This window comes from Mycolicibacterium chengduense, assembly GCF_033741155.1.
Lineage (GTDB): Bacteria > Actinomycetota > Actinomycetes > Mycobacteriales > Mycobacteriaceae > Mycobacterium.
In genome coordinates, this window is sequence record NZ_JAWQNH010000007.1 from 180,058 (window position 1) to 205,203 (window position 25,146).

Annotated in this window: 18 protein-coding genes; 9 read left to right on the forward strand and 9 right to left on the reverse strand. The window is 67.8% G+C overall.

Translation table 11 applies throughout. The annotated features are described in order from the left end of the window. The gene (locus tag SBI67_RS25265) at positions 1–1,365 is read left to right on the forward strand and encodes an ABC transporter ATP-binding protein (RefSeq protein ID WP_413232564.1); all 1,365 of its coding nucleotides are present in this window, start codon (positions 1–3) and stop codon (positions 1,363–1,365) included. Here the strand turns inward: SBI67_RS25265 and SBI67_RS25270 are convergent. After that, positions 1,304–2,128 (reverse strand): SDR family NAD(P)-dependent oxidoreductase, encoded by an 825-nt coding sequence (locus tag SBI67_RS25270; protein ID WP_318983212.1) that lies wholly within the window; start codon positions 2,126–2,128, stop codon positions 1,304–1,306. The genes SBI67_RS25265 and SBI67_RS25270 overlap by 62 nt on opposite strands. A gap of 105 nt (positions 2,129–2,233) precedes the next feature. On the opposite strand from SBI67_RS25270, the gene SBI67_RS25275 reads away from it, so the two are divergent. After that, on the forward strand, positions 2,234–2,599 hold the full coding sequence (locus SBI67_RS25275; RefSeq protein WP_318983213.1) for a DUF732 domain-containing protein: 366 nt from the start codon (positions 2,234–2,236) through the stop codon (positions 2,597–2,599). 80 nt (positions 2,600–2,679) lie between these two features. Here the strand turns inward: SBI67_RS25275 and SBI67_RS25280 are convergent, their stop codons facing one another. Together SBI67_RS25280 and SBI67_RS25285 are read right to left on the reverse strand one after the other, a co-directional pair. Then, complete coding sequence (locus SBI67_RS25280; RefSeq protein WP_318983214.1) at positions 2,680–6,417, reverse strand: multifunctional oxoglutarate decarboxylase/oxoglutarate dehydrogenase thiamine pyrophosphate-binding subunit/dihydrolipoyllysine-residue succinyltransferase subunit; 3,738 nt, start codon at positions 6,415–6,417, stop codon at positions 2,680–2,682. A 207-nt stretch (positions 6,418–6,624) separates the two neighbouring features. Next, a complete protein-coding gene (locus SBI67_RS25285) occupies positions 6,625–7,377 on the reverse strand; it encodes a hypothetical protein (RefSeq protein ID WP_318983215.1) in 753 nt (250 codons plus the stop codon). Positions 7,378–7,560: 183 nt separating this feature from the next. Between SBI67_RS25285 and SBI67_RS25290 the strand changes: the two genes are divergently transcribed. Next, a complete protein-coding gene (locus SBI67_RS25290; protein ID WP_413232565.1) occupies positions 7,561–8,814 on the forward strand; it encodes a multidrug effflux MFS transporter in 1,254 nt (417 codons plus the stop codon). Between the two features lie 154 nt (positions 8,815–8,968). Then, a complete protein-coding gene (locus SBI67_RS25295; RefSeq protein WP_318983338.1) occupies positions 8,969–10,933 on the forward strand; it encodes an MFS transporter in 1,965 nt (654 codons plus the stop codon). A 1-nt stretch (position 10,934) separates the two neighbouring features. Here SBI67_RS25295 and SBI67_RS25300 read toward each other — a convergent pair whose 3' ends face one another. The 3 genes from SBI67_RS25300 to SBI67_RS25310 are packed head-to-tail and all read right to left on the reverse strand — an operon-like array spanning position 10,935 to position 16,160. After that, complete coding sequence (locus SBI67_RS25300) at positions 10,935–12,137, reverse strand: HNH endonuclease signature motif containing protein (RefSeq protein ID WP_318983217.1); 1,203 nt, start codon at positions 12,135–12,137, stop codon at positions 10,935–10,937. Positions 12,138–12,171: 34 nt separating this feature from the next. Continuing rightward, positions 12,172–15,570, reverse strand: a complete 3,399-nt coding sequence (locus tag SBI67_RS25305; protein WP_318983218.1) for a TM0106 family RecB-like putative nuclease — start codon at positions 15,568–15,570, stop codon at positions 12,172–12,174. Positions 15,571–15,623: 53 nt separating this feature from the next. Next, positions 15,624–16,160 carry an LppP/LprE family lipoprotein gene (locus SBI67_RS25310; RefSeq protein ID WP_318983219.1) on the reverse strand — a complete coding sequence of 179 codons (537 nt, stop codon included), beginning with the start codon at positions 16,158–16,160 and terminating at the stop codon, positions 15,624–15,626. 115 nt (positions 16,161–16,275) lie between these two features. Here SBI67_RS25310 and SBI67_RS25315 point away from each other — a divergent pair, with 115 nt between their 5' ends. The 3 genes from SBI67_RS25315 to SBI67_RS25325 are packed head-to-tail and all read left to right on the forward strand — an operon-like array spanning position 16,276 to position 19,860. Then, positions 16,276–17,958, forward strand: a complete 1,683-nt coding sequence (locus SBI67_RS25315; RefSeq protein ID WP_318983220.1) for a DEAD/DEAH box helicase — start codon at positions 16,276–16,278, stop codon at positions 17,956–17,958. Then, positions 17,955–19,097 (forward strand): acyltransferase family protein, encoded by a 1,143-nt coding sequence (locus tag SBI67_RS25320; protein ID WP_318983221.1) that lies wholly within the window; start codon positions 17,955–17,957, stop codon positions 19,095–19,097. The genes SBI67_RS25315 and SBI67_RS25320 overlap by 4 nt, the downstream gene beginning before the upstream one ends. A 43-nt stretch (positions 19,098–19,140) precedes the next feature. Beyond that, positions 19,141–19,860 carry a siderophore-interacting protein gene (locus SBI67_RS25325; protein WP_318983222.1) on the forward strand — a complete coding sequence of 240 codons (720 nt, stop codon included), beginning with the start codon at positions 19,141–19,143 and terminating at the stop codon, positions 19,858–19,860. On the opposite strand, the gene SBI67_RS25330 is transcribed toward SBI67_RS25325, so the two are convergent. Together SBI67_RS25330 and SBI67_RS25335 are read right to left on the reverse strand one after the other, a co-directional pair. Next, a complete protein-coding gene (locus tag SBI67_RS25330) occupies positions 19,826–20,398 on the reverse strand; it encodes a TetR/AcrR family transcriptional regulator (protein ID WP_318983223.1) in 573 nt (190 codons plus the stop codon). The genes SBI67_RS25325 and SBI67_RS25330 overlap by 35 nt on opposite strands. A gap of 4 nt (positions 20,399–20,402) precedes the next feature. Beyond that, positions 20,403–21,632, reverse strand: a complete 1,230-nt coding sequence (locus tag SBI67_RS25335) for a cytochrome P450 (protein ID WP_318983224.1) — start codon at positions 21,630–21,632, stop codon at positions 20,403–20,405. A gap of 417 nt (positions 21,633–22,049) precedes the next feature. On the opposite strand from SBI67_RS25335, the gene SBI67_RS25340 reads away from it, so the two are divergent. After that, complete coding sequence (locus tag SBI67_RS25340; protein WP_318983225.1) at positions 22,050–22,484, forward strand: pyridoxamine 5'-phosphate oxidase family protein; 435 nt, start codon at positions 22,050–22,052, stop codon at positions 22,482–22,484. A 473-nt stretch (positions 22,485–22,957) separates the two neighbouring features. Here the strand turns inward: SBI67_RS25340 and SBI67_RS25345 are convergent, their stop codons facing one another. Next, positions 22,958–23,869 carry a LysR family transcriptional regulator gene (locus tag SBI67_RS25345; protein WP_318983226.1) on the reverse strand — a complete coding sequence of 304 codons (912 nt, stop codon included), beginning with the start codon at positions 23,867–23,869 and terminating at the stop codon, positions 22,958–22,960. Positions 23,870–23,989: 120 nt separating this feature from the next. Here SBI67_RS25345 and SBI67_RS25350 point away from each other — a divergent pair, with 120 nt between their 5' ends. Beyond that, positions 23,990–24,829: an SDR family oxidoreductase gene (locus SBI67_RS25350; RefSeq protein WP_318983227.1), complete on the forward strand. Its 840-nt coding sequence runs from the start codon at positions 23,990–23,992 to the stop codon at positions 24,827–24,829. Positions 24,830–25,146: the final 317 nt, after the last annotated feature.

The following is a 25,146-nucleotide window of genomic DNA, read 5'->3' on the forward strand; positions in this document are numbered from 1 at the left end:
ATGATGAACAGCGATGACGACGTGTTGGTCGGTGTCGAGGAGGTGACCAAGACCTTCATCGGTGCGGCCGGTGACCCGCTGCTGGTCCTGGACGGCATCACCCTCACGCTGCGGGCCGGTGAGATCGTGGCCCTACTGGGCCGCTCCGGCTCCGGCAAGTCGACCCTGCTACGGATGATCGCCGGCCTCATCGGGCCGTCCACGGGGACCGTGCGGTATCGCGGCGCCGAGCTCAACGGCGCGAACCCGGGCGCGGCCATGGTGTTCCAGACGTTCGCGCTGATGCCGTGGCTGACGGTGCAGGACAATGTCGAGCTCGGTCTGGCGGCGCGCGGTGTGCCGCCAGCGCAGCGACGCGAACGTGCGCTGAGGGCGATCGACGCGATCGGCCTGGACGGCTTCGAATCGGCCTACCCGAAGGAGCTTTCCGGCGGCATGCGGCAGCGGGTGGGGTTCGCCCGCGCCTTGGTGCTCGAGCCGGATGTGCTGCTGATGGACGAGCCGTTCTCGGCGTTGGACGTGCTGACCGCCGAGAACCTGCGCACCGAGCTGATGGGCTTGTGGGAGGGTGCCGACTTCCCGACCCGGGCCATCTGCCTGGTCACCCACAACATCGAGGAGGCGGTGCTGCTGGCCGACCGTGTGGTGGTGCTCGGTGCCAACCCCGGCCATGTCCGCGCGGAGGTGCGCATCGACCTGCCCCGGCCGCGGGCGCGGCGCTCGGCGGCCTTCGCCGCCGTCGTGGATTCGCTGTACGAGCTGCTGACCGGCACCGAGCCAGGTGCCGACAGCCGGGCTCCTGCGCAGGCCACGCCGACCGGCAGCCCGCTACCCGATGCGACCGTCGGTGGGCTGGCCGGCTTGGTGGAGATCGTGCACGCCAGGGGCGACCGGGCCGATCTGCCGGATATCGCCACCGAACTGAACTTCGAGATCGACGATCTGCTGCCGCTCGTCGACGCGGCCGCACTGCTCGGCCTGCTCACCGTCGATCGCGGCGACCTCGAGCTGACGACGGTCGGTGAGCAGTTCACCACCGCCGATATCCAGCTGAGCAAGCAGATTTTCGCCGAGCAGGCGCGCACCCGTGCGCCGCTGGTGCGCACCATCTGCACGGCGCTGCGGGCCAGTGCCGACGGCACCCTGCGGGCCGGCTTCTTCCTCGACCTGCTGCGGCGCGGGTTCGGGCCGGCCGATGCCCAGCGCCAGCTCGACATCGCCATCGACTGGGGCCGCTACGCCGAGTTGTACGACTACGACACCGACTCCGACCAGATCTCCGCCGACACCGGTGCTCAAAACATCAGTGCGGCAGCATCTTCCCCATCACGCCGGAGAACAGCCGCTGGTAGCCCGATCCGGTGAGGCGGACGACGACGTCCAGCACCTTGGCATCCGCGCCGACCAGCACGCGGGCCTGGTTCTTGCGTACGGCTTCCAGGATGATCCTGGCGGCTTTTTCCGGGGTGGTCTTGGCCAGCTTCTTGTCGAACATCTTGGCCAGCTGAGCGGCGTCCAGACCGTCGGCGGCGCCGGCATTGCGGGCGATGGCGGTCTTGATACCACCGGGATGCACGGCGGTGACCTTCACCGGGCGCTTGGCCAGCACCATCTCCTGGCGCAGTGCCTCGGTGAAACCGCGCACCGCGAACTTCGCCGAGTTGTAGGCGGCCTGGCCGGGCACCGAGAAGATGCCGAACAGGCTGGAGACGTTGACCACGTGACCGTCGCCGGACTCGATGAGGTGCGGCAGGAACGCCTTGGTGCCGTTGACGACGCCCCAGAAGTCGACGTCCATCACGCGTTCGATGTCCTTGTAGGAGCTGACCTCGACATCGCCGGTGAACGCGATACCCGCGTTGTTGTAGATCTGGTTGACCTTGCCGAAGTGCTCCTTGACGGCGGTGGCGTACAGCTCGAAGGCCTCACGCTCGGTGACGTCGAGCCGGTCGGCCTTCACCGGGGCGCCGATCGCCTTCAACCGCTCCTCGGTGACGGCCAGTCCCGCCAAGTCCACATCGCTGATGGCCAGCTTGGCGCCCGAGCGCCCCAGCTCGACGGCCAGTGCCTGTCCGATACCCGACCCGGCACCGGTGACGACGGCGACCTTTCCGGCAAAGCCCTCCATGGACACTCCCTCGCGTAGGCGGTTGACTGGCGTCGAGCTTAGCCGGAACGGCCGGTACCGCAGGTATCGGGTAACGCGCACAGGTTCGGCAGCGATACTCACACCATGAACCGAACCCGGATTGCCGCCCTGGCGGCACCGCTGGCAGCGGCAGCTCTCGGGCTGTCCTTGGCTGCACCTGCCCAAGCCGACGACGGTATCGACTCCTTCGTCTCGACGCTCGGTTCGTCCGGTCTCGGCGATATCGACCCGGCCACCGCCGCGCAGGTCGGTCAGTCGGTTTGTCCGATGCTGGCCGAGCCCGGGCAACAGGCCGCCGACGCCGCCGCCCATGTGGCCGACACGTTGGGGCAGCCGCTCGGCCCGGCCACCATGTTCACCGGGCTGGCGATCCAGGCCTTCTGCCCGGGTGCGGTGGCCGCACTGGCCAACGGCAACTCGCCGCTGCCGTTCCCCCTGCCGGGATTCTGACGCAGCTCTGACCGCGGTTGTGCGGTCTCATCCGCTCGGACCGGTGGGTCCGGGATGACACCGCACAACCGCGGCACTGCCTACGGGGCGAACGCCTCGTTGATGATCTCCTGCTGCTCGACGGCGTGCACCTTCGACGATCCCGACGACGGTGCGCTCATCGCCCGCCGGGAGATCCGCTTGATCCCGGTGAGTTTCTCCGGCAGCAGCTCGGGCAGCGTGAGCCCGAAGGTCGGCCAGGCGCCCTGGTTGGCCGGCTCCTCCTGTACCCAGAAGTACTGCTTGGCGTTGGGGTACTGGTCCAGCGTCGCGTTCAGGCGGCGCTTGGGCAGCGGGTAGAGCTGCTCGACGCGCACGATCGCGATGTCGTCGCGCTGGTCCTTGGCCTTGCGGGCCACCAGCTCGTAGTAGATCTTGCCGCTGGTCAGCAGCACCCGGGTGACCTTGCTGCGATCGCCGATACCGTCCTCGTAGGTCGGTTCCTCCAGCACCGAGCGGAACTTGATCTCGGTGAAGTCCTTCACATCGCTGACGGCAGCCTTGTTGCGCAGCATCGACTTCGGGGTGAAGACGATGAGTGGACGGTTGATGCCGTCGAGCGCGTGCCGGCGCAGCAGGTGGAAGTAGTTGGCCGGGGTGGACGGCTGGGCCACCGTCATCGACCCCTCGGCACATACCTGAAGGAACCGCTCGATCCGGCCCGAGGTGTGGTCGGGCCCCTGGCCTTCGTGCCCGTGCGGCAGCAGCAGCACGACATCGGAGAGCTGGCCCCACTTGGCTTCGCCGGAGGAGATGAACTCGTCGATGATCGACTGCGCACCGTTGACGAAGTCACCGAACTGGGCTTCCCACAAGACGATTGCGTCGGGATCACCCACCGAATAGCCGTATTCGAAACCGACGGCGGCGAATTCGGACAGTGCGGAGTTGTAGACCAGGAACTTGCCGCCGGTCGGATTGCCGTCGGTGTCGACGGTGAGCAGGTCCAGCGGGGTGAACTCCGCGCCGGTCTTGCGGTCCACGATCACCGCGTGCCGCTGGGTGAAGGTGCCGCGCTGTACGTCCTGGCCGGTCAGACGAACCGTCTTGCCTTCGGCGACAAGGGTTCCCAGCGCCAGTAGCTCGGCGAACGCCCAGTCGATCTTGCCCTCGTAGGCCATCTCGCGGCGCTTGTCGAGCACCGGCTGTACGCGCGGGTGCACGTTGAAGCCGTCCGGGGCGGCCAGGTGCGCGTCGCCGATCCGGGCCAGCAGCGACTTGTCGACGGCGGTGTTGACGCCCTTCGGGGCGAGCTGGTCGGCCTCCACCGACTCGCTCGGCTCGATGGTGTGCTTCTCCAGCTCGCGCACCTCGTTGAAGACCCGCTCCAGCTGACCCTGGTAGTCCCGCAGCGCGTCCTCGGCCTCTTTGATGGAGATGTCGCCACGGCCGATCAGCGCCTCGGTGTAGGTCTTGCGGACACCGCGCTTGTGATCGATCACGTCGTACATGCCGGGCTGCGTCATCGACGGGTCGTCACCCTCGTTGTGCCCGCGGCGGCGGTAGCACAGCATGTCGATGATGACGTCCTTCTTGAACTTCTGCCGGAAGTCCATGGCCAGCCGGGCCACCCACACACAGGCTTCCGGGTCGTCGCCGTTGACGTGGAAGATGGGCGCTCCCACCATCTTTGCGACGTCGGTGCAGTACTCGCTGGACCGCGAGTCCTGCGGTGAGGTGGTGAAGCCGATCTGGTTGTTGACGATGATGTGGATGGTGCCGCCGGTGCGGTAGCCGCGCAGCAGCGCCAGGTTCAGCGTCTCGGCCACCACGCCCTGGCCGGCGAACGCGGCGTCGCCGTGCAGCATCATCGGCACGACGGTGAACCCGTCGGCCCCGTCACCCTTGTCCAGCAGGTCCTGCTTGGCGCGGACCAGGCCCTCCAGCACCGGGTCGACGGCTTCGAGGTGGCTGGGGTTGGCCACCAGCGAGACCTCGATGTCGTTGTCGCCGAACATCTGGATGTAGGTGCCGGTGGCGCCGAGGTGGTACTTGACGTCACCGGAGCCGTGCGCCTGCGACGGGTTCAGGTTGCCCTCGAACTCGCTGAAGATCTGGCCGTAGGGCTTGCCGACGATATTGGCCAGCACGTTGAGCCGGCCGCGGTGCGGCATGCCGATGACGACCTCGTCGAGGCCGTGCTCGGCGGCCTGGTCGATGGCGGCGTCCATCATCGGGATGACGGTCTCCGCGCCTTCCAGCGAAAAGCGCTTCTGGCCAACGTATTTGGTCTGCAGGAAGGTCTCGAAGGCCTCGGCTGCGTTCAGGCGGGACAGAATGTACTTCTGCTCGGCGACGGTCGGCTTCTCATGCCTGACCTCGACGCGCTCCTGCAGCCACTTCTGCTGCTCGGGCTCCAGGATGTGGGTGTACTCGACACCGACGTGGCGGCAGTAGGCGTCGCGCAGCACCGAGAGCACATCGCGCAGCTTCTTGTATTCCTTGCCGGCGAAGCCGTCGACCTTGAACTCGCGATCCAGGTCCCACAGCGTCAGGCCGTGGGTGAGCACGTCCAGGTCGGGGTGGCTGCGGAAGCGGGTCTTGTCCAGCCGCAGCGGGTCGATATCGGCCATCAGGTGACCGCGGTTGCGGTAGGCGGCGATCAGCTCGATGATGCGGGCGTTCTTGTGCGAGATCGAATCCGGGTTGTCGATGCGCCAGCGCACCGGCTCGTACGGGATGCCCAGCTCGCGGAAGATCTCGTCGAAGAAGTCGTCGTCGAGCAGCAGCTGGTGGATGGTGCGCAGGAAATCGCCGGATTCCGCACCCTGGATGATCCGGTGGTCATAGGTCGAGGTCAGGGTGATCAGCTTGCCGATACCCAGCTCGGCGATGCGCTCCTCGCTGGCACCCTGGAACTCCGCGGGGTATTCCATGGCGCCGGCCCCGATGATCGCGCCCTGGCCGCGCATCAGGCGCGGAACCGAGTGCACGGTGCCGATGGTGCCCGGGTTGGTCAGCGAGATGGTCACCCCGGAGAAATCCTCGGCGGTCAGCTTGCCGTCGCGGGCGCGGCGCACGATGTCCTCGTATGCGGCGATGAACTGGCCGAATTGCATTGTCTCGCAACGCTTGATCGCGGCCACGACGAGTTGGCGCGCGCCGTCTTTGCCCTGCAGGTCGATGGCCAGGCCGAGGTTGGTGTGCGCGGGGGTGACGGCGGTGGGCTTGCCGTCGATCTCGGCGAAGTGCCGGTTCATGTTGGGGAACTTCTTGACCGCCTGCACGATCGCGTAGCCCAGCAGGTGGGTGAAGCTGATCTTGCCGCCGCGGGTGCGCTTGAGGTGGTTGTTGATGACGACGCGGTTGTCGATCATCAGCTTGGCCGGGATGGCCCGCACGCTGGTGGCGGTGGGCACCTCCAGCGAGGCGTTCATGTTCTTCACCACGGCCGCCGCGGCGCCGCGCAGCACGGAGGTCTCGGCGTCGTCCGCGGGCTTGGGGGCGGGTGCGGCGGCCTTCGCGGGGGCCTTCGCGGGGGCGGGTGCGGTCGCTTTGGGCGGGGTGGCCGGGGAAGCCGGGGCTGGGGCCTTGGCCGGCGCGGGGGCCTTGGTTGGCTCGGGGGCAGCAGCCTTGGCAGGGGGAGCCGGGGCCGGGGTGGCGGGCGCTGCCTGGGTCGAACCGTTGGTGGCGGCCGCTTCGGTCACCGGTTCCGGTGAGTAGTCGACGAGGAATTCATGCCAGCTGGGATCCACCGAGGAGGGATCTTCGCGGAATTTGCGATACATCTCCTCGACCAGCCACTCGTTCTGTCCGAAGGGGGATGGGGAACTGGTCACGGCAGTTCTTCGCCTCGATTCCATCTGTCACGGCGGGCGTGTGCGATGAGCCCACCACTGGGTGCGGTTTTCCGCGCTCGGCCGCATAAAGGCTATCGCTTCCGGTCGCGGCCCGACCAGGCACGTCGGGGTGACGTTCGGGGCCGGTGGGTCGTGCTGACATATGGCCGGTTATGTCACTGACATGACCCGCCGTATGTCCGGTTGTCAGTCGCGCGGTGCGGGCAGCACGAGCAACGACGACGGCCACCGTGGCGGTGGGTTGCCGAACGCCGTGCGGGCATTGCCCACGATCTTCTTGCCCATCAATCGGTTGCCGACCCCGCCGACGACGGCGCCGATGCCGACCGGCAGCAGCTTCCCGAAGGCGATGGCCCCGCGCTTGAGGGTGTACTTCTTCACGAAGAACCGCAGCAGCCTGCTGTTGAGCTGGGAGACGGCGGGCAGCGGCAGGGTGGCGGCGCCATCGGAAAGCCACGCGCCGCTGGTGCGCCCGGTGCCGAGCAGGTCGGCGACGGCGTGCTTGCCGTCGTCGCCGACGAGCACGGCCAGCACCAGCGCGCGGCGTCGTTCCCGATGATCGGCGGGGATGCCGTGCACCTCGGCCACCGCCAGCACGAACATGGCGGTGGCCTCCAGGAACACCACCGTCTCGCCGGCCACCGCCGACATCGCGGCCAGCGTGCCGATGCCCGGGAAGGCGGCCGCCGATCCGACCGCCGCGCCGCTGGCCATCACCGCGGCCAGGTAGTGCTTCTCCAGAGTGGCGACGATCTCGGCCGGCGTGGCGTCCGGTTTGCTGTCGCGCAGCCGGCGGACGTAGGCCGTCACGGCCGGTGCTTGCAGTCGGGTGCTGCGCTCCAAGAGCTGCGACAGCGCTTTGGCGGCCGCGCTGGGATCCTGGTCGAGACCGTCGCGGGTGGCCGGAAGCCGACTCGTGGTGTTGGACCGAGCGTTCATCGCTGTGTCTCCCCTGTGAAAGTCCCCTGGCCCTGTAGACCACCAAGGCTAACCCTGGTTCAACGACCGGACGGGGACGTGCGGTGCCCGCCCGTGACGACAGTCACGCCCGCCCCGGGGTGACGGCGGTCACTGTTCGCCCTGCGCGGAAGAAAAAACCGACGTGCGACGCTGCCTCTGACCGTGGCAACATCCGTGAGCGTGCAAGCAACCCCGACCCCCAGCCGCATCCGGATCATCACGGTGCTGGGGCTGCTGATCGCACTGGGCCCGCTCACCATCGACATGTATCTGCCCGCCCTGCCGCGCATCGCCGAGGATCTGACGGTGTCGTCCTCGGTGGTGCAGCTAACACTGACCGGAACGCTGGCCGGACTGGCCGTAGGCCAGTTGATCGTCGGCTCGTTGTCCGATTCGCTGGGCCGGCGGCGGCCCCTGATGGCCGGGATCGTGCTGCACATGGTGGCATCGCTGATCTGCCTGTTCGCCCCGAACATCATCGTGCTCGGGTTGGGTCGCGGGCTGCAGGGCTTCGGCGCCGCCGCGGCGTCGGTCGTGGCGGTCGCCGTGGTCGGCGATCTCTATACCGGAACGATGGCTGCGACGGTGATGTCCCGGTTGATGCTGGTGCTCGGCGTCGCCCCGGTGGTGGCTCCGTCCCTGGGTGCGGCGGTTCTGCTCAAGGCGTCGTGGCATTGGGTGTTCGCCGCGCTGGTGGTGCTGGCCGGCGCGCTGCTGTTGTTGGCCGTGCTGGCCTTGCCGGAGACCCTGCCGGTCTCGCATCGCCGTCCGCTGCACGTCCGCAACATCATCGGCACCTATGGCGAGCTGTTGCGCGACGCGCGGTTCGTGATCCTGGTGCTGGTCGCCGCGCTCGGCATGTCCGGGTTGTTCGCCTATATCGCCGCGGCGCCGTTCGTGTTGCAGGGGCGATACGGACTCGATCAGCAGACTTTCGCGCTGGTGTTCGCCGCCGGCGCGGTCGCCCTGATCGGTGCGACTCAGACCAACGTGCTGCTGCTCAAGCGGTTCGGCCCGCAGACCATCACGGTGTGGTCGCTGGCCGTTTCCGCGGTCAGCGCGGCGGTGTTCATCGTGCTCGCGGTGGGCCATATCGGTGGTCTGTGGGGATTTCTGGTGCCGGTGTGGGTGATCCTGGCGGCGATGGGTCTGGTCATCCCCAACGCGCCGGCAGTGGCGTTGTCGCGACACTCGGACGCGGCCGGGACGGCGGCCGCCCTGCTGGGCGCCGCGCAGTTCGGCTTGGGCGCCGCGGTGGCACCGCTGGTCGGTGTGCTGGGCAACAACGAGTTCGCGTTGGCGCTGGTGATGGTCGTCGGATCGAGCTTTGCCTTGGTCGCCCTGCTGATGGTCGGGTCGTCGCCGACCGAGGTGCGGGATACGCCGGCCGGTGAGCCCGTCCGCGGCGCGGCGTAAGTTGTCGGCATGGCGGCGGTCCGAAGCGTCCGTCGCGTCGCCCCTTCCGATTTCCGAGTAGATGCCCGAAGACCAGACTGATCGACGCGCGCCCGCGGCCGCCCGCCTGACCGGGACGGCCCGCCAAGCCAACCCCTGGCATGCGCTGTGGGCGATGCTGGTCGGTTTCTTCATGATCCTGGTCGACTCGACGATCGTCGCCGTCGCCAACAAGCGGATCATGGAGGCGCTGGCCACCGACTACGACGGCGTCATCTGGGTGACCAGTGCCTACCTGCTCGCTTATGCGGTGCCGCTGCTGGTGGCCGGCCGGCTCGGCGATCGGTTCGGGCCGAAGAACCTCTACCTGCTCGGTCTGACGGTTTTCACCATCGCCTCGTTGTGGTGCGGGCTGTCCGGGTCGATCCAGATGCTGATCGCCGCGCGGGTGGTGCAAGGCATCGGCGCGGCACTGCTGACGCCGCAGACCTTGTCCACCATCACCCGCATCTTCCCGCCGGAGCGGCGCGGCGTGGCGATGAGCGTGTGGGGTGCCACCGCCGGCGTGGCCACCCTGGTCGGGCCGTTGGCCGGCGGTGTCTTGGTCGACGGGCTGGGTTGGCAGTGGATCTTCTTCGTCAACGTCCCGATCGGGCTGATCGGCCTGGCGCTGGCGGCGTGGCTGGTGCCGGTGCTGCCGACGAAGAAGCACAGCTTCGACCTGCTCGGGGTGGCGCTGTCCGGGGTCGCGATGTTCCTGATCGTGTTCGGCCTGCAAGAAGGACAGTCGCACCACTGGGCGCCATGGATCTGGGCGACCATCGTCGCCGGTGTCGGGTTCATGGCCGCGTTCGTGTACTGGCAGTCGGTCAATCCGCGCGAACCGCTGATCCCGCTGCGCATCTTCGCCGACCGCGATTTCACGCTGTCCAATGTCGGTATTGCCGTCATCGGTTTCGTCGTGACCGCGATGATCCTGCCGGTCATGTTCTACGCGCCTGCGGTGTGCGGGCTGTCCTACACGCGCTCGGCGCTGCTGACCGCACCGATGGCCATCGCGTCGGGGGTACTGGCCCCGTTCGTCGGGCGCATCGTCGACCGGGCACATCCCGCGCCGATCATCGGGTTCGGTTTCGCGGCCATCGCGGTCGGATTGACCTGGCTGTCGGTCGAGATGACGCCGACCACGGCCATCTGGCGGCTGCTGCTGCCGCTGACCGTGATGGGCGTCGGGATGGCGTTCATCTGGTCACCGTTGGCGGCGACGGCCACCCGCAACCTCCCACCGCAGCTGGCCGGGGCCGGATCCGGGGTGTACAACACCACCCGCCAGGTGGGCTCGGTGCTCGGCAGCGCCAGCATGGCCGCGTTCATGACATCGCGGATCAGCGCCGAACTGCCCGCGCGTGCCGGCGGCGGCGCCCCGGCGGAGGGGCAGGCCACCGTGCTGCCGGAGTTCCTGCGCGAACCGTTCTCGGCGGCCCTGTCCCAATCGCTGCTGCTGCCGGCTTTCGTCGCGTTGTTCGGTGTGGTGGCCGCGCTGTTCCTGCGCGGCTTCGGTGCGACGACACCGCGGTTGGTCACCGGGTTGCCTGCGCCTCGGTTGCCGGTGGCCGACCAGCACTCGGTCGACGAACATTGGCAGGACGACGACGATTACATCGAGTACACCGTGGACTGGTCGCCGGGTTCTCATTCCCCGTCGCTTCGCTCGCCGGGGCCTCAGGACCCGCCCACCGATCTGCTGCCCGCCGTCGATCACACCCCGCCCGACGAGTCGCACACCGAGCCGTTGTACGCCCACGTCGAACATCCGTTGCCCGCGCCTGCCGACAGCTGGCACGCCGGACCCGTCGACACCTGGCAGCACCTAGAGCCCGAACCTGTGTCGCAGCCCGAGCCCGAGCCCGAGCCCATGCCGCGACCCATGCCCGACCCGCCCCGGGCCTGGCGCAGCATCCTCGACGATCTGCTGGCCGAGCCGCCGGCCGATCAAATCGGCCACGCCCACAACGGTTTTCACACCGATCAGAACGGCTGCTTCCAGCCGCTGCAACCGCCCACCGATCAGGACGACGATGAGGAGCCCGGCGGCAGGCACTCCCGACCCAGCCGCGGCAGGCACTCCCGCGACGACTGAGTCAGTTGTCGTTGGTCGGTGGTGGTTGGAAGGGTTGGTACCACCACCATTGGGCGCGTTCCCCGGTCGGGCCCTTGTACGGGGCGACGGTAGGTGGCGCGGTGCTGGGCGCTCGGGCCAGTGATCCGCGGTCGATGGGGTCGCCGTCGGTGTCGGTGACGACGAGGCGATCGGCGGGGCCGGTGATGGTGATCTCCCCGCGGTGATGCATCCGGTGATGCGGCGGGCAGAGCAGCACGAGATTGTCCAGGTCGGTGGGGCCACCGTCCTCCCAGTGCACGAGGTGATGCGCATGCAAGCCCCGACTGGCGGCGCAGCCGGGGATGACGCAGTGCCGGTCCCGGTGCTCCAACGCCTTGCGGAGCCGGCGGCTGATGGTGCGGGTGGACCGCCCGGACCCGATGGGTTGGCCGTCGCGCTGAAACCACACCTCGCAGGTGGCATCACACAACAGTTCGCGGCGCTCCGCATCGGTGAGGATTGGCCCCAGGTGCAGGGCGGCGGGTTGGTCGACCTCCACGTGCACGATGACGGTGCTGTGCTGCCCGTGCGGGCGGGCGGCGACGTCGGTGTCCCAGCCGGCGTGCACCAAGCTCATGAACGCATCGACCCGGGTGGGGAACGGCGTCTGGTCACCGGGATGCTCGGCGATCAGTGCGTCGTGGCGGGACTGCAGCGCGGCGTCGAGTGTGGCGGCTTCCAGCCGGGGCAGGGTGATCCGGTAGATGCAGTGGTCGCCGTGTTCGGTTTTGGTGATCGCCGGCGTTGGTTCGGGTTTGGGTGGTGCGTCTGGTTGGGGTGCCAGTTTGATGGCGGTGCGCAGTTGTTCGACGGTGGCTGACAGCGCCAGTTCGGCGTAGTGGGCGTCAGAGCCGTCGGCGGCGCGTTCGGCGATGACCCCGACCTGATCCAACGACAGCCGGCCGTCGCGTAAACCATCGGCGCAGCTGGGGAACTCGTCGAGGCGGTGTGCGACGGCGGCCATGGTTTCGGCGTTACGGGGTGTGGCCCCGGTTTTCCAGGCGATCAGGGCGGCCATCGAGCGGCAGCCGGTCATCCCGGCCAGCTCGTCGCGTTCGAGTTCGGCGACGATCTCGACCAGCCGCCCGTCGATGGCGTTGCGTTGCCCGCACAGTTCACCGATCTCGTCGAACAGCACCGCCAGGCGCTCTTTGGGCTCCAAAGATGCTGCGGCGGTGGACATACCTCATTCTCGCAGAGGGGTACGACAAGTACGGTCAGCCGCCGGTCAGCGCGAGGAAGGCTCCCAATTCGGTCAGCCGGTCGGGTGTCGCGGGCAGGTAGTCCGTCAACAGGGCCGACCGCACGATGAACGCGGTGTGCTTGGCGCGGCTGACTGCCACATTGAGCCGATTCCTGTTGAACAGGAACGACACTCCGCGTGGCGCTTCGTCGGCCGACGACGTCGCCATGGAGACGAAGACGACCGGCGCCTGCCGGCCCTGGAACTTGTCCACGGTACCGACCTCGACATCGGTCAGCCCGGCCGCGTCGAGCACGCGGCGCAGCGTCACCACCTGGGCGTTGTACGGCGTCACCACCAGCACGTGCTGCTGATCCAGTGCGGTGGAGCCGTGTTCGTCGCTCCACGTTGTGCCGAGCAGGGCGGTGATCCGGGCCGCGATGGCCTCGGCCTCCTCGGGGCTGTCGGTGGAATTGCCGTCATGGGCGACGGTCAACACCTGCACGCCCGGCGCCACTCCGTCCAGATGCCGTGCGCCACTGACGTCTTCGCGAGCTTGGAGCCGGCCGTCGTAGGACAACCGCGAGACCGGGCCGCACACCGCGGGATGCATCCGGAACGAGCAGTCCAGGAAGTAGCCCCGCTCCGGGGGCAGGGTGTGGTTGCCGTCGACCAGCCAGCCGAGCGCCGACTCGTCGACCGGCTCGGGATGGGTGCCCTGACTGACCTGCGGCAGCTGTTGCGGGTCACCCAGCAGCATCAGGTTGCGCGCCGCCGGTGCCACGGCGATGGTGTTGGCCAGGCTGTACTGGCCGGCCTCCTCGATGACCAACAAGTCCAGTGCCAGCCGTGGAATCTTGTTGGCATTGGCGAAGTCCCATCCCGTTCCGCCCACCACGCAGCCGTCGTTGTCGGCGATGAACTCGGCGAACTCCGGATTGGTTAACGTGGTCCAGCCGGCATTGACGGTATTCGTCTTCTTGCCGACACGGGAGCCGTCGACACCGGCGGCCATCACATCGCGGAACAGGTTCTCCACGACGGCGTGTGACTGCGCCACCACGCCGACCCGCCAGCCGTGCTCGTTGACCAACCGCTCGATGACCTTGGCCGAGGTGAAGGTCTTGCCGGTGCCGGGTGGGCCGTGCACGGCCAGGTAGGAGCGGTCCAGTGCCAGCAGGGCGGTCGTCATATCGGCGGCGACGTCCCCGGTGCGGGGAAGCGGGCCGCCGCCGACCATGCGCGGCGCACGGCGCAGCAGGATGTCGGTGACGGCGTCGGCCGGCAGGTTGGGCAACCCGGCGGCCACCTGTGCGGCGGTGTCGGCGATCGACTCCTGCAGCGGCTTGGTGTTGATCGGCGGCCCCGGTGTCAGCGCGAAGGGCATCTGGTGAAAGGTCCCCGCTCCCTTGGGTTCCCGCTCGCAGATCAGAACCTGCGTCGGCACCTCGGGATCGTCGCATTCGAGTACGGTCACCGAGCCGAACGCGCGACGGTCCGGGTCCTCGGCCAACCCCGCGGGCGCCGGCGGGTCGTACAGCGCGTACATGTCGGAGTTGAGTTCGCCGTTGGCCAGCTCACCGGTCAGCAGTACGTGACGTTGTGGCTTGCGGGCCTTCGGCGGTTGGTGCCAGTCGTTCACCACCTCGGCGCGGTCGGCCACGAAAACGCCGCTGTTGTCCGACCATTCGTCGACGGGATTGTTCACCCGGTCGAAATGGCCCCACCAGTACGGCTTGTCCTCACGCTTGTGAAAACCGCGGGCGGCCGCCACCATCGCGACGGCCGTCTGCTCGGCCGTGCGGTCCTCGATACCGTCCCCGGCGAACTTCGCCAGCGCCCGGTCCAGTGCGTCGGTGGCCTCCGCTGTCGCGTCGGTGCCCGATGCATGCACGGGTTGCGGACCGCGTGGTGGCACCTCGGATTCGATGGCCCTGGCCATCAGCCAGTCCCGTAGTCGCCGCGTCGACCGGCAGTCGTACCGGTTGTAGTCCTCGATCTCCTTGAGCACGACGGCCGCCTCGTCGACTAGGCCGTCGTCGCGCAGCGCGCAGTAGCGGGCGTACTGGGTGATCGAGTCGGCGGCGTTGGTCACCTCGCCGTCACGCAGCTCGCCACCCATGTACAGCGGCTCCAGATACTTGATGCTGTAGCTCTCGGTTCCCACTCGAATGCTCTTGCGCACCAAGGGATAAAGGTCCACCAGTACGCCGTTTCGCAGCAGGTCGTCCACCTCGTTCTCGCCGACGCCGTACCGTCCGGCCAGCCGCAGCAAGGTGCTCTTCTCGTAGGCCGCGTAGTGGTAGATGTGCATCTTCGGGAAGCGCTTCATCCGCTTGCGCACCATGGCCAGGAAATCGACCAGGGCCTGCCGTTCCTCTCCCCGGTCGTGCGCCCAGTACGGGGTGAACTCGTCGGTGACGGTCAGCACGCCCCACAGGTATTCCAGCCCCCAGTCGCGGCCGTTCGCCGTCCACAGCGGATCGCCCTCGAAATCGAAGAACAGATCGCCCTTGTCCGGGTCGGGCAGCAGCATCAGCGGTTGCGCATCGACGACCTCGAACGGTGGTTTGCCGTCGACCCGCTCGGCGATCTGCAGCCGTGCCTGGGCCGTCAGCGCGGTGACGGTGCGGTTCGGCAGCTCGGGCACCGGACCTTTGTGCTCGGCCAGGTTCTGCACCGTCGTGATGCCGGCGTCGATCAGCCGGGCGCGCTGGCTGGTCCGCATCCCGGCGACCAGCAGCAGGTCGTCGGTCGCCCGGACCTGCTGCTCGCATTCGGGGCAGCGGAAGCAGGCGCGTACCCGTTCGTCGGTCCAGGACACCGGCCCGTCGGCGGCCAGGTGCCCATCCAGCAACCGCTGCAACGCCGCCCGCCGCGGCCGGTACACCGGCAGCAACTCGTCCACCTGATAGCGCGACACCGCGCCGTCACCGAGCACCAGCTCGACCTCCGGCGCGACGGGTACCCCCGCCGTGGTCAGGGTGTCGGCATAGGCGGCCAGCTGCAGCAGCGCCTCGACCTTCACCGACCGGGACAGTTTGGTGTCGCGCAGCCGGTAGCGCCCGGTCTCGAACTGCAGGAAGTCCGCGAACCCGGCGAACCGGCCGTCGAACATCGCGGCCTGGTAGATGGCCGGTGCCCGGCGGTCCACCGCGGCCATGGTCTGTTCGGCGGCCGCGGTGAGCCCGGCGAGGGTGTACGGCGGTCTGCCGATCACCGTGACGGTGCCGTCGGCGCGCAGTTCCTCGAGGTGGCGCTGCTCGTGGTCGTGGCCGAGCGCCGCGGTGCGGGCCAGCAGTTCGTCGGAAGCGGACACTTTCGGGCCGCGGCCCAACTGCGCGTCGAACGAGCGCAGCAGCGCGTACTCGCAGCGAGCGGCGGCCGCGAGGTCCGAGGCGCTGTAGATGACCCGATCCCCTGCGACGAACACGCACCCAGGCTAGGGGAGCGCGCCGACATCCCCTACCGCGTCGCGGGCACGTGTCAGTGCCCGGTGTTGCCGATCAGCTCCACGCCGTTGCCGTTCCACCGGAACCGCACCACGCTGTCCAACCCCGGCGTGCCACCGGAGAACTTGAGCGCGACGGTGTCGCCGGTGCTGGCGCTCTCGTCGATTCCGTTGAAACCGTAGGTGTCGGGCACCCCGGTCGGAATGAACTTGCCCAGGTGGAACATCACCGCCCTGGTGTTTGCGTTCGGCGCGTTGGTGTTGGCCTTCACGATCACCACCGACAGCGGGGCGCACTCGTTGTAGTTGCCCGCCAACGGTTCCGGGCTCCAGGCCTGATTACTGCGCGGGTCGCGCGGCAACGTCGACACCGCCTTGGCGATTTCCGGGGCGGCCAGATTCACCGCACACGGATCGGGTGCGGGCGCCGCGGTGGTCGGCGTCACGATGGGCGCCGGTGCGACGACGGTGGTGCGTGGGGCGGGCGCGGGGGTGCTGGCATCCGGTGTCTTGGAGACGGTGGAATCGCTCGATCCGCAGCCCGCCAGCACGAGGCTCGTCACGATCGCCATCCCCAGCGCAACCCTTCGCACAACACCGAACCGTACCTGCGGTCCGCAACTTCCCAGGACCAGCGACGCGACTCTGCCGGGCGTGACGCCGCGCACGCTCTAGACTGCTCCTGACATGACTTCCCCTGAAGACGGCGCGACCGGCGCCGAAACCACCTTCGCTGACCTGCAGATTCACCCCTCGGTGCTGCAGGCCGTCACCGACGTCGGCTACGAGACCCCGTCGGCGATCCAGGCCGCCACCATCCCGGCGATGCTGGCCGGCTCCGATGTCGTCGGGTTGGCCCAGACCGGCACCGGCAAAACGGCGGCTTTCGCCATCCCGATCCTGAGCAAGATCGACACCACCAGCAGGAACACCCAGGCCCTGGTGCTGGCCCCGACCAGGGAGCTCGCGCTGCAGGTCGCCGAGGCCTTCGGCCGCTACGGCGCGCACCTGCCCGCTATCCAGGTGCTGCCGATCTACGGCGGTTCGTCGTACGGCCCGCAGCTGGCCGGTCTGCGCCGCGGCGCACAGGTCGTGGTCGGCACGCCCGGCCGGGTCATCGACCATCTGGAGAAGGGCAGCCTGGACCTCTCTCATCTGGACTACCTGGTGCTCGACGAGGCCGACGAGATGCTGCAGATGGGCTTCGCCGAGGACGTCGAGCGCATCCTGGCCGACACCCCCGAGTACAAGCAGGTCGCCCTGTTCTCGGCGACCATGCCGCCGGCGATCAAGAAGATCACCTCCAAGTACCTGCACGATCCGGTCGAGGTCACCGTCAAGGCGAAGACGCAGACCGCCGAGAACATCACCCAGCGCTACCTGCAGGTGTCCTACCCACGCAAGATGGATGCGCTGACTCGGCTGCTGGAGGTCGAAGAGGGCGACGCGATGATCGTGTTCGTCCGCACCAAGCAGGCCACCGAAGAAGTCGCCGAGAAGCTGCGTGCGCGCGGATTCGCCGCGGCCGCCATCAACGGCGACATCCCGCAGACCCAGCGTGAGCGCACCATCGCCTCGCTCAAGAGCGGGGCCATCGACATCCTGGTGGCCACCGACGTGGCCGCCCGTGGGCTGGATGTCGAACGCATCAGCCACGTGGTCAACTACGACATCCCGCACGACCCGGAGTCGTATGTGCATCGCATCGGCCGCACCGGGCGCGCCGGGCGCTCGGGCAACGCCATGCTGTTCGTCACGCCGCGCGAGCGCCACCTGCTCAATTCGATCGAGCGGGTCACCCGGCAGAAGCTCGTCGAGATCCAGCTGCCGTCGGTGGACGACGTCAACGCGCAGCGTGTCGAGAAGTTCCGCGACTCGATCACCGACGCCCTCAACGGCGCGGGCATCGACCTGTTCCGCCGACTCATCGAGGACTACGCGCGCGATCACGACGTCCCGATGGCCGATATCGCGGCGGCGCTAGCGCTGTTGTCCCGTGACGGCGAAGCCTTCCTGATGACCGAGCCGCCGCCGGAGAAGCGCAAGGAGCGCCCCGAGCGGGCGCCGCGCGAGGATGGGCCGGGGCGTAAGAAACACAGCACCCGGACCGATCTGGCGACCTACCGCATCGCGGTGGGCAAACGGCACAAGGTGGCGCCCGGCGCGATCGTCGGGGCCATTGCCAACGAGGGCGGGCTGAACCGCAGCGATTTCGGCCACATCAACATCAAGGTCGACCATTCGCTGGTCGAGCTACCCGCCAAGCTGCCGCGTGAGATCTACAAGAAACTGGAGAACACCCGCATCCAGGGTGTGCTGATCAACCTGCAGCCGGACCGCCCGCACAAGCCACGTCGCAAGGACTCGTGACGCTGCAATCCGGAATCCCCGAGCAGGGTGGTCTGGAGTCGGTCACCACGGTCGACCGCATCGCGTCGCTCACCGGTGTGCGGGCCCTGGCCGCGCTCCTGGTGGTGCTCACCCATGCGGCCTACACGACCGGCAGGTACAACGACGGCTACGTCGGCCTGCTGTTGTCCCGCGCGGAGATCGGCGTGCCGATCTTCTTCGTGCTGTCGGGTTATCTGTTGTTCAAGCCCTGGGTTGACCGTGCCGCCGCGGGGGATCGGCCGCCGTCAGTACGTCGGTACGCCTGGCACCGGGTGCGCCGAATCATGCCCGCCTACGTCGTCACGGTGTTGGCGGCCTACGCCGTCTACCACTTCCGGGAGGCGGGACCCAATCCCGGCCACAACTGGATCGGCCTGCTGCGCAACCTGACCCTGACCCAGATCTACACCGACAACTACCTGTTCTCCTATCTGCACCAGGGGCTGACCCAGATGTGGAGCCTGGCGGTGGAGGCGGCGTTCTACGTGGCACTTCCGGCGCTGGCATGGCTGCTGCTGGTGGTGTTGTGCCGACGGCGCTGGCGGCCCGGTCTGCTGCTCGCCGGGCTCTTCGGGCTGGCGTTGATCAGCCCGGCGTGGCTGGCGTTGGTACACACCACCCACGGTTTGCCCGACGGTGCGCGGTTGTGGTTGCCGACGTATCTGGCTTGGTTCCTGGGCGGCATGCTGTTGGCGGTGTTGCAGGCGATGCGGGTCCGGGCATATGCCGTGGTGTGCCTCCCGCTGGCGTTGGTCAGCTACCTCATCGCCGCCACGCCGATTGCCGGTGAACCGACGACCTCGCCCACCAAGCTCAGTGAGGCCGTCGTCAAGACCATCTTTTACGCCGTCATCGCCACGTTGGTGGTGGCGCCGCTGGCCCTGGGAAATCGGGGCTGGTACTCCCGGGTGCTGGGCAGCAGGTCGATGGTGTTCCTCGGCGAGATCTCCTACGAGATCTTCCTCATCCACCTGGTCCTGATGGAAATCGTGATGGTCGAGATCCTGCAGCGCCCGGTCTACACCGGCCCGATGTGGTGGCTGTTCTTCTGGACGATGGTGGTCACCGTTCCGCTGGCCTGGCTGCTGCACCGGGTCACCCGGGTGCGTTCAAGATAGGTTATGCTGCCCTAAGTAATCCATCGGGATCGAGGGGGCTGCATTGTCCGAGCAGAAACCGTCCCGCGGCCTGTCCGGCGCGCTGGTCAAGCTGTGGCGTGGCGGCGACTACGAACTGACGGTGACCGGGCGGACCCAGCTCACCCCGCACTACCTGCGCCTGCACTTCACCGCGGCCGAATTGCTGGCCGACCGTCCCATCCATCCGACCATGTGGATTCGCGGTTGGTTTCCCGACGGCGCCAAATCGCATCAGCGCGGGTACACGTTGGTCAACCCGGACCCGGCGGCCGGCACCGTGGATATCGACTTCGCTCTGCACGACGGGCTGGCCACCCGGTGGGCCATCGAGGCGCAGCCAGGTGACGTGCTCGAGGTGACTGTGCTGGGCAGCGATTTCGTGCTGCCCGCCCCGGCGCCGCAGGGGTATGTCATCGTCGGCGACACCGCGTCGCTGCCCGCCATCAACTCGCTGCTGGCGGCGATCGGCGACGCACCCGCCAAGGTTTTCCTGGAATCCGCCCATGAGGACGACCGTGAGCTGCCCGTGGCGCGGCCGGGTGCCATGTGGGTGGACCGCAAGAACGCGGGGGAGGCGCTCGTCGAGGCGGTGGCCGCGGCGGCGTTCGACGCGTCCGAGCATTTCGGTTGGGTCGCCTGCGACAACCGCACCACCCGCGCGGTGGCCAAGGTGCTGCGCGACGACTACAACATTCCGAAACGCTCACTCAAGGCGCGCGCCTACTGGGCCGCCTGCCCCTGACCGTCGGAGCGACGAAGCTCTCCAGCATCGCGCGCTCGTCGGCGGCGTCGCGACCGGGAAAAAGCAACAGCGACACCAGAATCCGAATCACCCAGCGCGCCCGCAGCTCGGCGTCATCGCCGTCGCCGCCGAGGAAACCGGTGACCAGCGCGAGGATAACCTCCGAGCGCTCCGCCATATCGCCACCGATCGGACGCTGGGTGCTGGCGAACCATGATGCCAGGGCCGGGGTTTCGCGCACCCGGGCCAGCGCGGCCAGCATGCCGGTGACCAATCGTTGGTCCGGATCGGTCAATCCGATGAGCTGCTCGGCGATCTCGGCAAATACCCGGTGGGTGTGCCGGTGCACGTACGCCGTGTAGAGCGCCTCCCGGTTTTCGAAATAGCGGTAGAGCGTGGCCCGCGAGCAGCCGGCCGCCCTGGCGACGTCGTTCATGCCGACGGTCGCGGCATCCTGCCGGGTGAACAGGTCGTCGGCGGCGTCGAGGATGCGTTCGGCGGCGGCTTCGGTGCGCCGCTCGGCAAGCCAGTCCGGCATGGATTCAGCCTACTGTGAACGGTACGGACAGCGGCCGCCGCACGTAGCTGCCGCCGGCCCACACAATGGCTTCTTCGTCGACGCTGAATTCCGGTATGCGGGTAAGTAGTTCCTCCAGCGCCACCCGGGATTGCATGCGGGCCGCCGCGGCGCCCAGGCAATGGTGCGCGCCGTGGCTGAAGGTCAGGATGTTGCGCGGCCGGCGGGTGACGTTCAGCTCGGCAGCGTCCGGGCCGTACTGGCGTTCGTCCCGGTTGCCGGAGCCATAGAGCAGCAACACCTTTCGTCCCGCGGGAATGGAGGTGTCGTCGATGGTGACGTCCCGCGTGGTGGTGCGGGCCAGGCCCTGCACCGGGGAGGTCAGGCGGAGCAGCTCGTCGACGGCGTCGGGGATCAGTGCGGGATCGGTTGCCAGCAGCCGTCGTTGGTCCGGATTGCCGTGCAGTAGTTGCATGGAACCGCCGAGCATGCCGGTGGTGGTGTCGTTGCCGCCGGTCACCATGGTGAACGTGAAGGCCAGGATGGACAGCACCCCGGCGATATCGCCGTCGGCGCCGATGCCCGCGGCCACCAGGTGCGACACCGTGTCGTCCTGCGGTTCGGCGCGCCGCCGCTCGATGAGCGCGGTGAAGTAGGCCATCATCGAGCCGAGGGCGTCGCCCAGAGTTTCCAGCGCTCCGCCGATCCCGCCCTCGGTGGTGTTGGCGGCGACGATCGCCTCGGTCCAGCCGTCGAATTGGTCGCGGTCCTCGTCCGGCACGCCGAGGTAGTGCGCCACCACCATCGAGGGCAGCGGTTTGAACAGCTCGGTGACGATGTCACCGCCGCCGGACGACCGCAGCCTCTCGATGCGATCGACGACGAATTGGCGAACCTTGGGCTCGACGGCCTCCACCTGCCGCGGGGTGAAGCCGCGTGACACCAGCTTGCGGAACTCGGTGTGCACCGGCGGATCCTGCATGACCATGGGCGGATTATCCTGCAGACCAATCATTTCCAGCTCGCCGTAGTTGACGGTGAGGCCCTGCGCCGAGGAGAACGTCTGGTGATCACGCGCGGCGGCCCAGATGTCGGCGTGCCGGGACAGCACGTAATAGTCGTGCTCCGGGTTATCGGGAACGACGTGGTGCACCGGGTCGTGGTCGCGCAGTGCCGCGTACATCGGGAACGGGTCCGCCCAGGTGTCCGCACCGGCCAGCTGGAACTTGGGTGCATGAGACACATAGGTTTGCATGTCTCATTTGTATGACAGTTTGGTGCACTGCGTCAAGGTCAGTTGCGGTCGGCTTCGAAACTCGCTGATCGACGGTCCCCTTCGCCGTAGTGTGGTTTTCGGGTTAGGCCGGACAACCTTGTGAAGGGTACGTATGGGGCGTCGTCTGGGTGTTCTCGGTCAGCGGTGTCATCTACGCACGGCGGCGACGCTGCCGTTGCACATTTGCGGTTGTGGGGCTGTGTAACCGCCGATCCGTTCTCCCATGTCTGGATGGCTGGCGCGGAGCCGATCGAGGTATGAATTGGGCACGATACCGTTGTTGCGAGCGTTGCCGAGCTTGAATGAATCGTCATTCACCGCTTCACCAGCCGTCGCACTACCACCGAAAGGTAAGCCATTAACGATCGACAGGGGATTCGACGGTAGGGATGGCCAATGAGTAGTGGATGCGGGCTGTTCAGCGCCGATGACGCCGAGTTTCTGCGGCGTCCGTTGTACGGGTTTTTCTCTGCGGCAAGCGGATCGAACCCTCCACAACCGCGACCCGTGTGGTTTGAGCTGACACCGGAGGGTGCGGTTCAGATCTTCACCGCCCCAGGCTCACCAAAAGTTCGGAACATTCGAAGAGACTCCCGCGCTTCGATCGTCGTCTCCGCACCCGTGGGCGAGAGCGAACGATGGATCGCGATTGCAGGACATGCGACCGTGGAACCGGAAGGAGCGCGGGCGCTGCTGCCTCGGCTAGCGTCGCGATATTGGGACCTGGGCGATCCGTCGCGCGCCAATATGCTGGAAGAGATGCTCGCCGAGGATTGGGTACGTGTGGTCATCCAGCCGCAGAAGATCTACCGGTACTCGCTGGACGCGTAGAGATTTCGTACGTCACGTCCGATCGCAGGCTCAGGGACGACAGCTCGGCAATCGATCGACGAACGCAAAACAGCGACGGCATGTTTACATCGCTTGCAGCAAGTGAGCCGGATCGAGCATCGTGCACGTGTCTGAGCCGGACGTCGGCGCAACAGTAAATCCGCAATCGAAGTGTCAACGACTACTTAGCCGTTCCTCACACGTTTGAAGATGATTTGGATCGCCGTACCGTCGGGGCGAGTGAAGTTTTCGGTCATGCCATCCCCGTCGACGGTGATGCGCAATTCGTCTCTCGCCTGCCGCGCTGCCTTAAACGACGGGAAAGAAGCTGCCGCTGCAAGGAATTCGGCGCGCAGGCTGCGATGGAACCGGCGGGTGGTTGAACCGCCCGGTGCAGGCCGATGCAGTCAATCAGGTGGTGCTTGTGACCGAAACCGTATCAAGGTCAATGATGTTGGGCGCCAAGAGGGCCCTCACCCCTGCGCAAGTTGCAGTTCCTCGGCGGTCGTCCGGAGTGCGGCCACCACGGCGCGCGCACCGTCGCTGACCGACTTCTGAGTGAGGGCCAGGGCCGCGCGGCCCGACCAACTCGGATCGTCGACGATGACCGTAGTCACCCCGCGGGGTACCGACCGGGCCGCCAAGCCTGGGACCAGACAGATACCGAGTCCGGCCGCCACCAGCCCGAGCCGGGCCGGCCACCCGGTGACCCGGTGGCCGATTACGGGATCGGTCAGCGTCGGCCATGCCCCGAACTGCGGATCTCCGGCTGATCCGGCGCCTACGATCCACGTCTCGCCGATGAGCTCCCTGACGTCGACGCGGCCCGCGCCGTCGAGTCGGTGGCCGGTCGGCACGGCGACGCACAGATCACCGCTGGGCAGGCGGTGTCGGGCGAACTCGTCGAGGTCGTAGTCGGGCAGCCCCTGTCCCGTTGCGATCACTGCAACGTGGAGCCGGCCGCTGCGCAGATCGTGCAGCAGCGTCGGGGTGGCCGCCTCGGTCGGCGCCACGATCAGACCGGGGTGCTCGGTGGACAACCGCGCGACGGCGCGCGGGATGAGTACGGCCATCGATGCGGGAAAAGCACCGACGGTGACCCGGCCTGCGAGCCGATCGCCGAGAGCGTCGATTTCGCGGTGCAGGCCTGACACCGCGCCCAGAATGCGCGCCGCATGGGCCACGACCGCGGCGCCCGCGGGAGTGACACTGACCCCGCGCACCTCTCGAACGAACAGCCGGTAGCCCACCGCTGCCTCCATAGCCGCGACCTGACGGGAGATCGCCGGTTGCGAGTAACCCAACGTTCTGGCCGCCGCGGAGAAGGACCCGGTCAGCGCGATCTCCCGGCACACTCGCAGCCCGTCCAGCGTCACGTCCGCCACCGGCCCACCCTATCCATGCGTGATGCGTATGGGTAGGCCTCGGAATGCTCATCGCAAACATGGACTGCAGCGACCCGCCCCCGCTGTTGAGACGAACGAACCCAACGGAAGGACAGACACATGACCACCTGGTTCGTCACCGGCGCTTCCCGTGGAATGGGCCGCGAGCTCGTCGAGCAGCTGTTGGCGCGCGGGGACACCGTGGCCGCGACAGCGCGCCGCCCGGAGCAGCTCGACGACCTCGCCGACCGCCACGGCGACCGCCTCTGGCGCCGTGCGCTCGACGTCACCGACACCCATGCCGTCCGAGGTGTCGTCACCGAGGCATTCGTCGCTCACCCGCGCATCGACGTCGTCGTCTCGAACGCCGGCTACGGGGTATTCGGCGTCGCCGAGGACCTCGACGACGGGCACGTCGAAACGTTGATCGCCACCAACTTGACCGCATCGATCCAGCTGGCCCGCGCCGCGGTGCCTCATCTGCGGGCGCAGGGCGGCGGCCTGCTCATGCAGATGTCGAGCATGGGTGGCCACCTGACGTTTCCCGGATTCTCGCTGTATCACGCCACGAAGTGGGGCATCGAAGGCTTCTTCGACGCGTTGGCCACCGAGGTCTCGCCCTTCGGCATCCGCACCACACTGATCGAGCCAGGGGTGGTGCGCACCGGTTTCTTCGACGCGGCGCCCCGGGTGCCGCTCAGCGCGCCCTACGTCGGCGGACCAGCCGATCGGCCGCCGTTGACTGCCGAGGAGATGACCGACGACCCGGTCCGCACCGTCACCGCCATCATTCGTGCCGCCGGCGCCCACCCGCCGCCGCGGCGCTTGGTGCTGGGCTCGGACGCGTGGACACTCATGACCGCTGCGCTACAGCAGCGGCTCGACGACGTGGCGGCCCAGCGCGACAACGCGGCCACCGCAGACTTCGCCGCCGACTCGACCGCGCATGCGACGGATTGACCGCCGCGCTGGCACACGGGATGGCCAACCTCGCGATCAAGCTGCAACTAGCTTCGCCGCGGCGCCGATGGATTTATGGTGGCCGGTCCCGGGCTGTCTAGCGCTGCCCTGCACCGTGCATGAGCAAGCCGGCACACACGCGTGATCGGGTTGATCAGCCGCTGCCGACGCCTGGGACATGGCCGAGGTGTCGTGCGGTGCAGTGCGCACGAAACTTGGCTTACCGACAGCAGTCCGGACATGACGCGTCCGGATGCGGCACCGCGCAAGACCGCGATCCGGGGGAGCAGCGGTCTGCGGTGGCGTTCCTCTTCGTC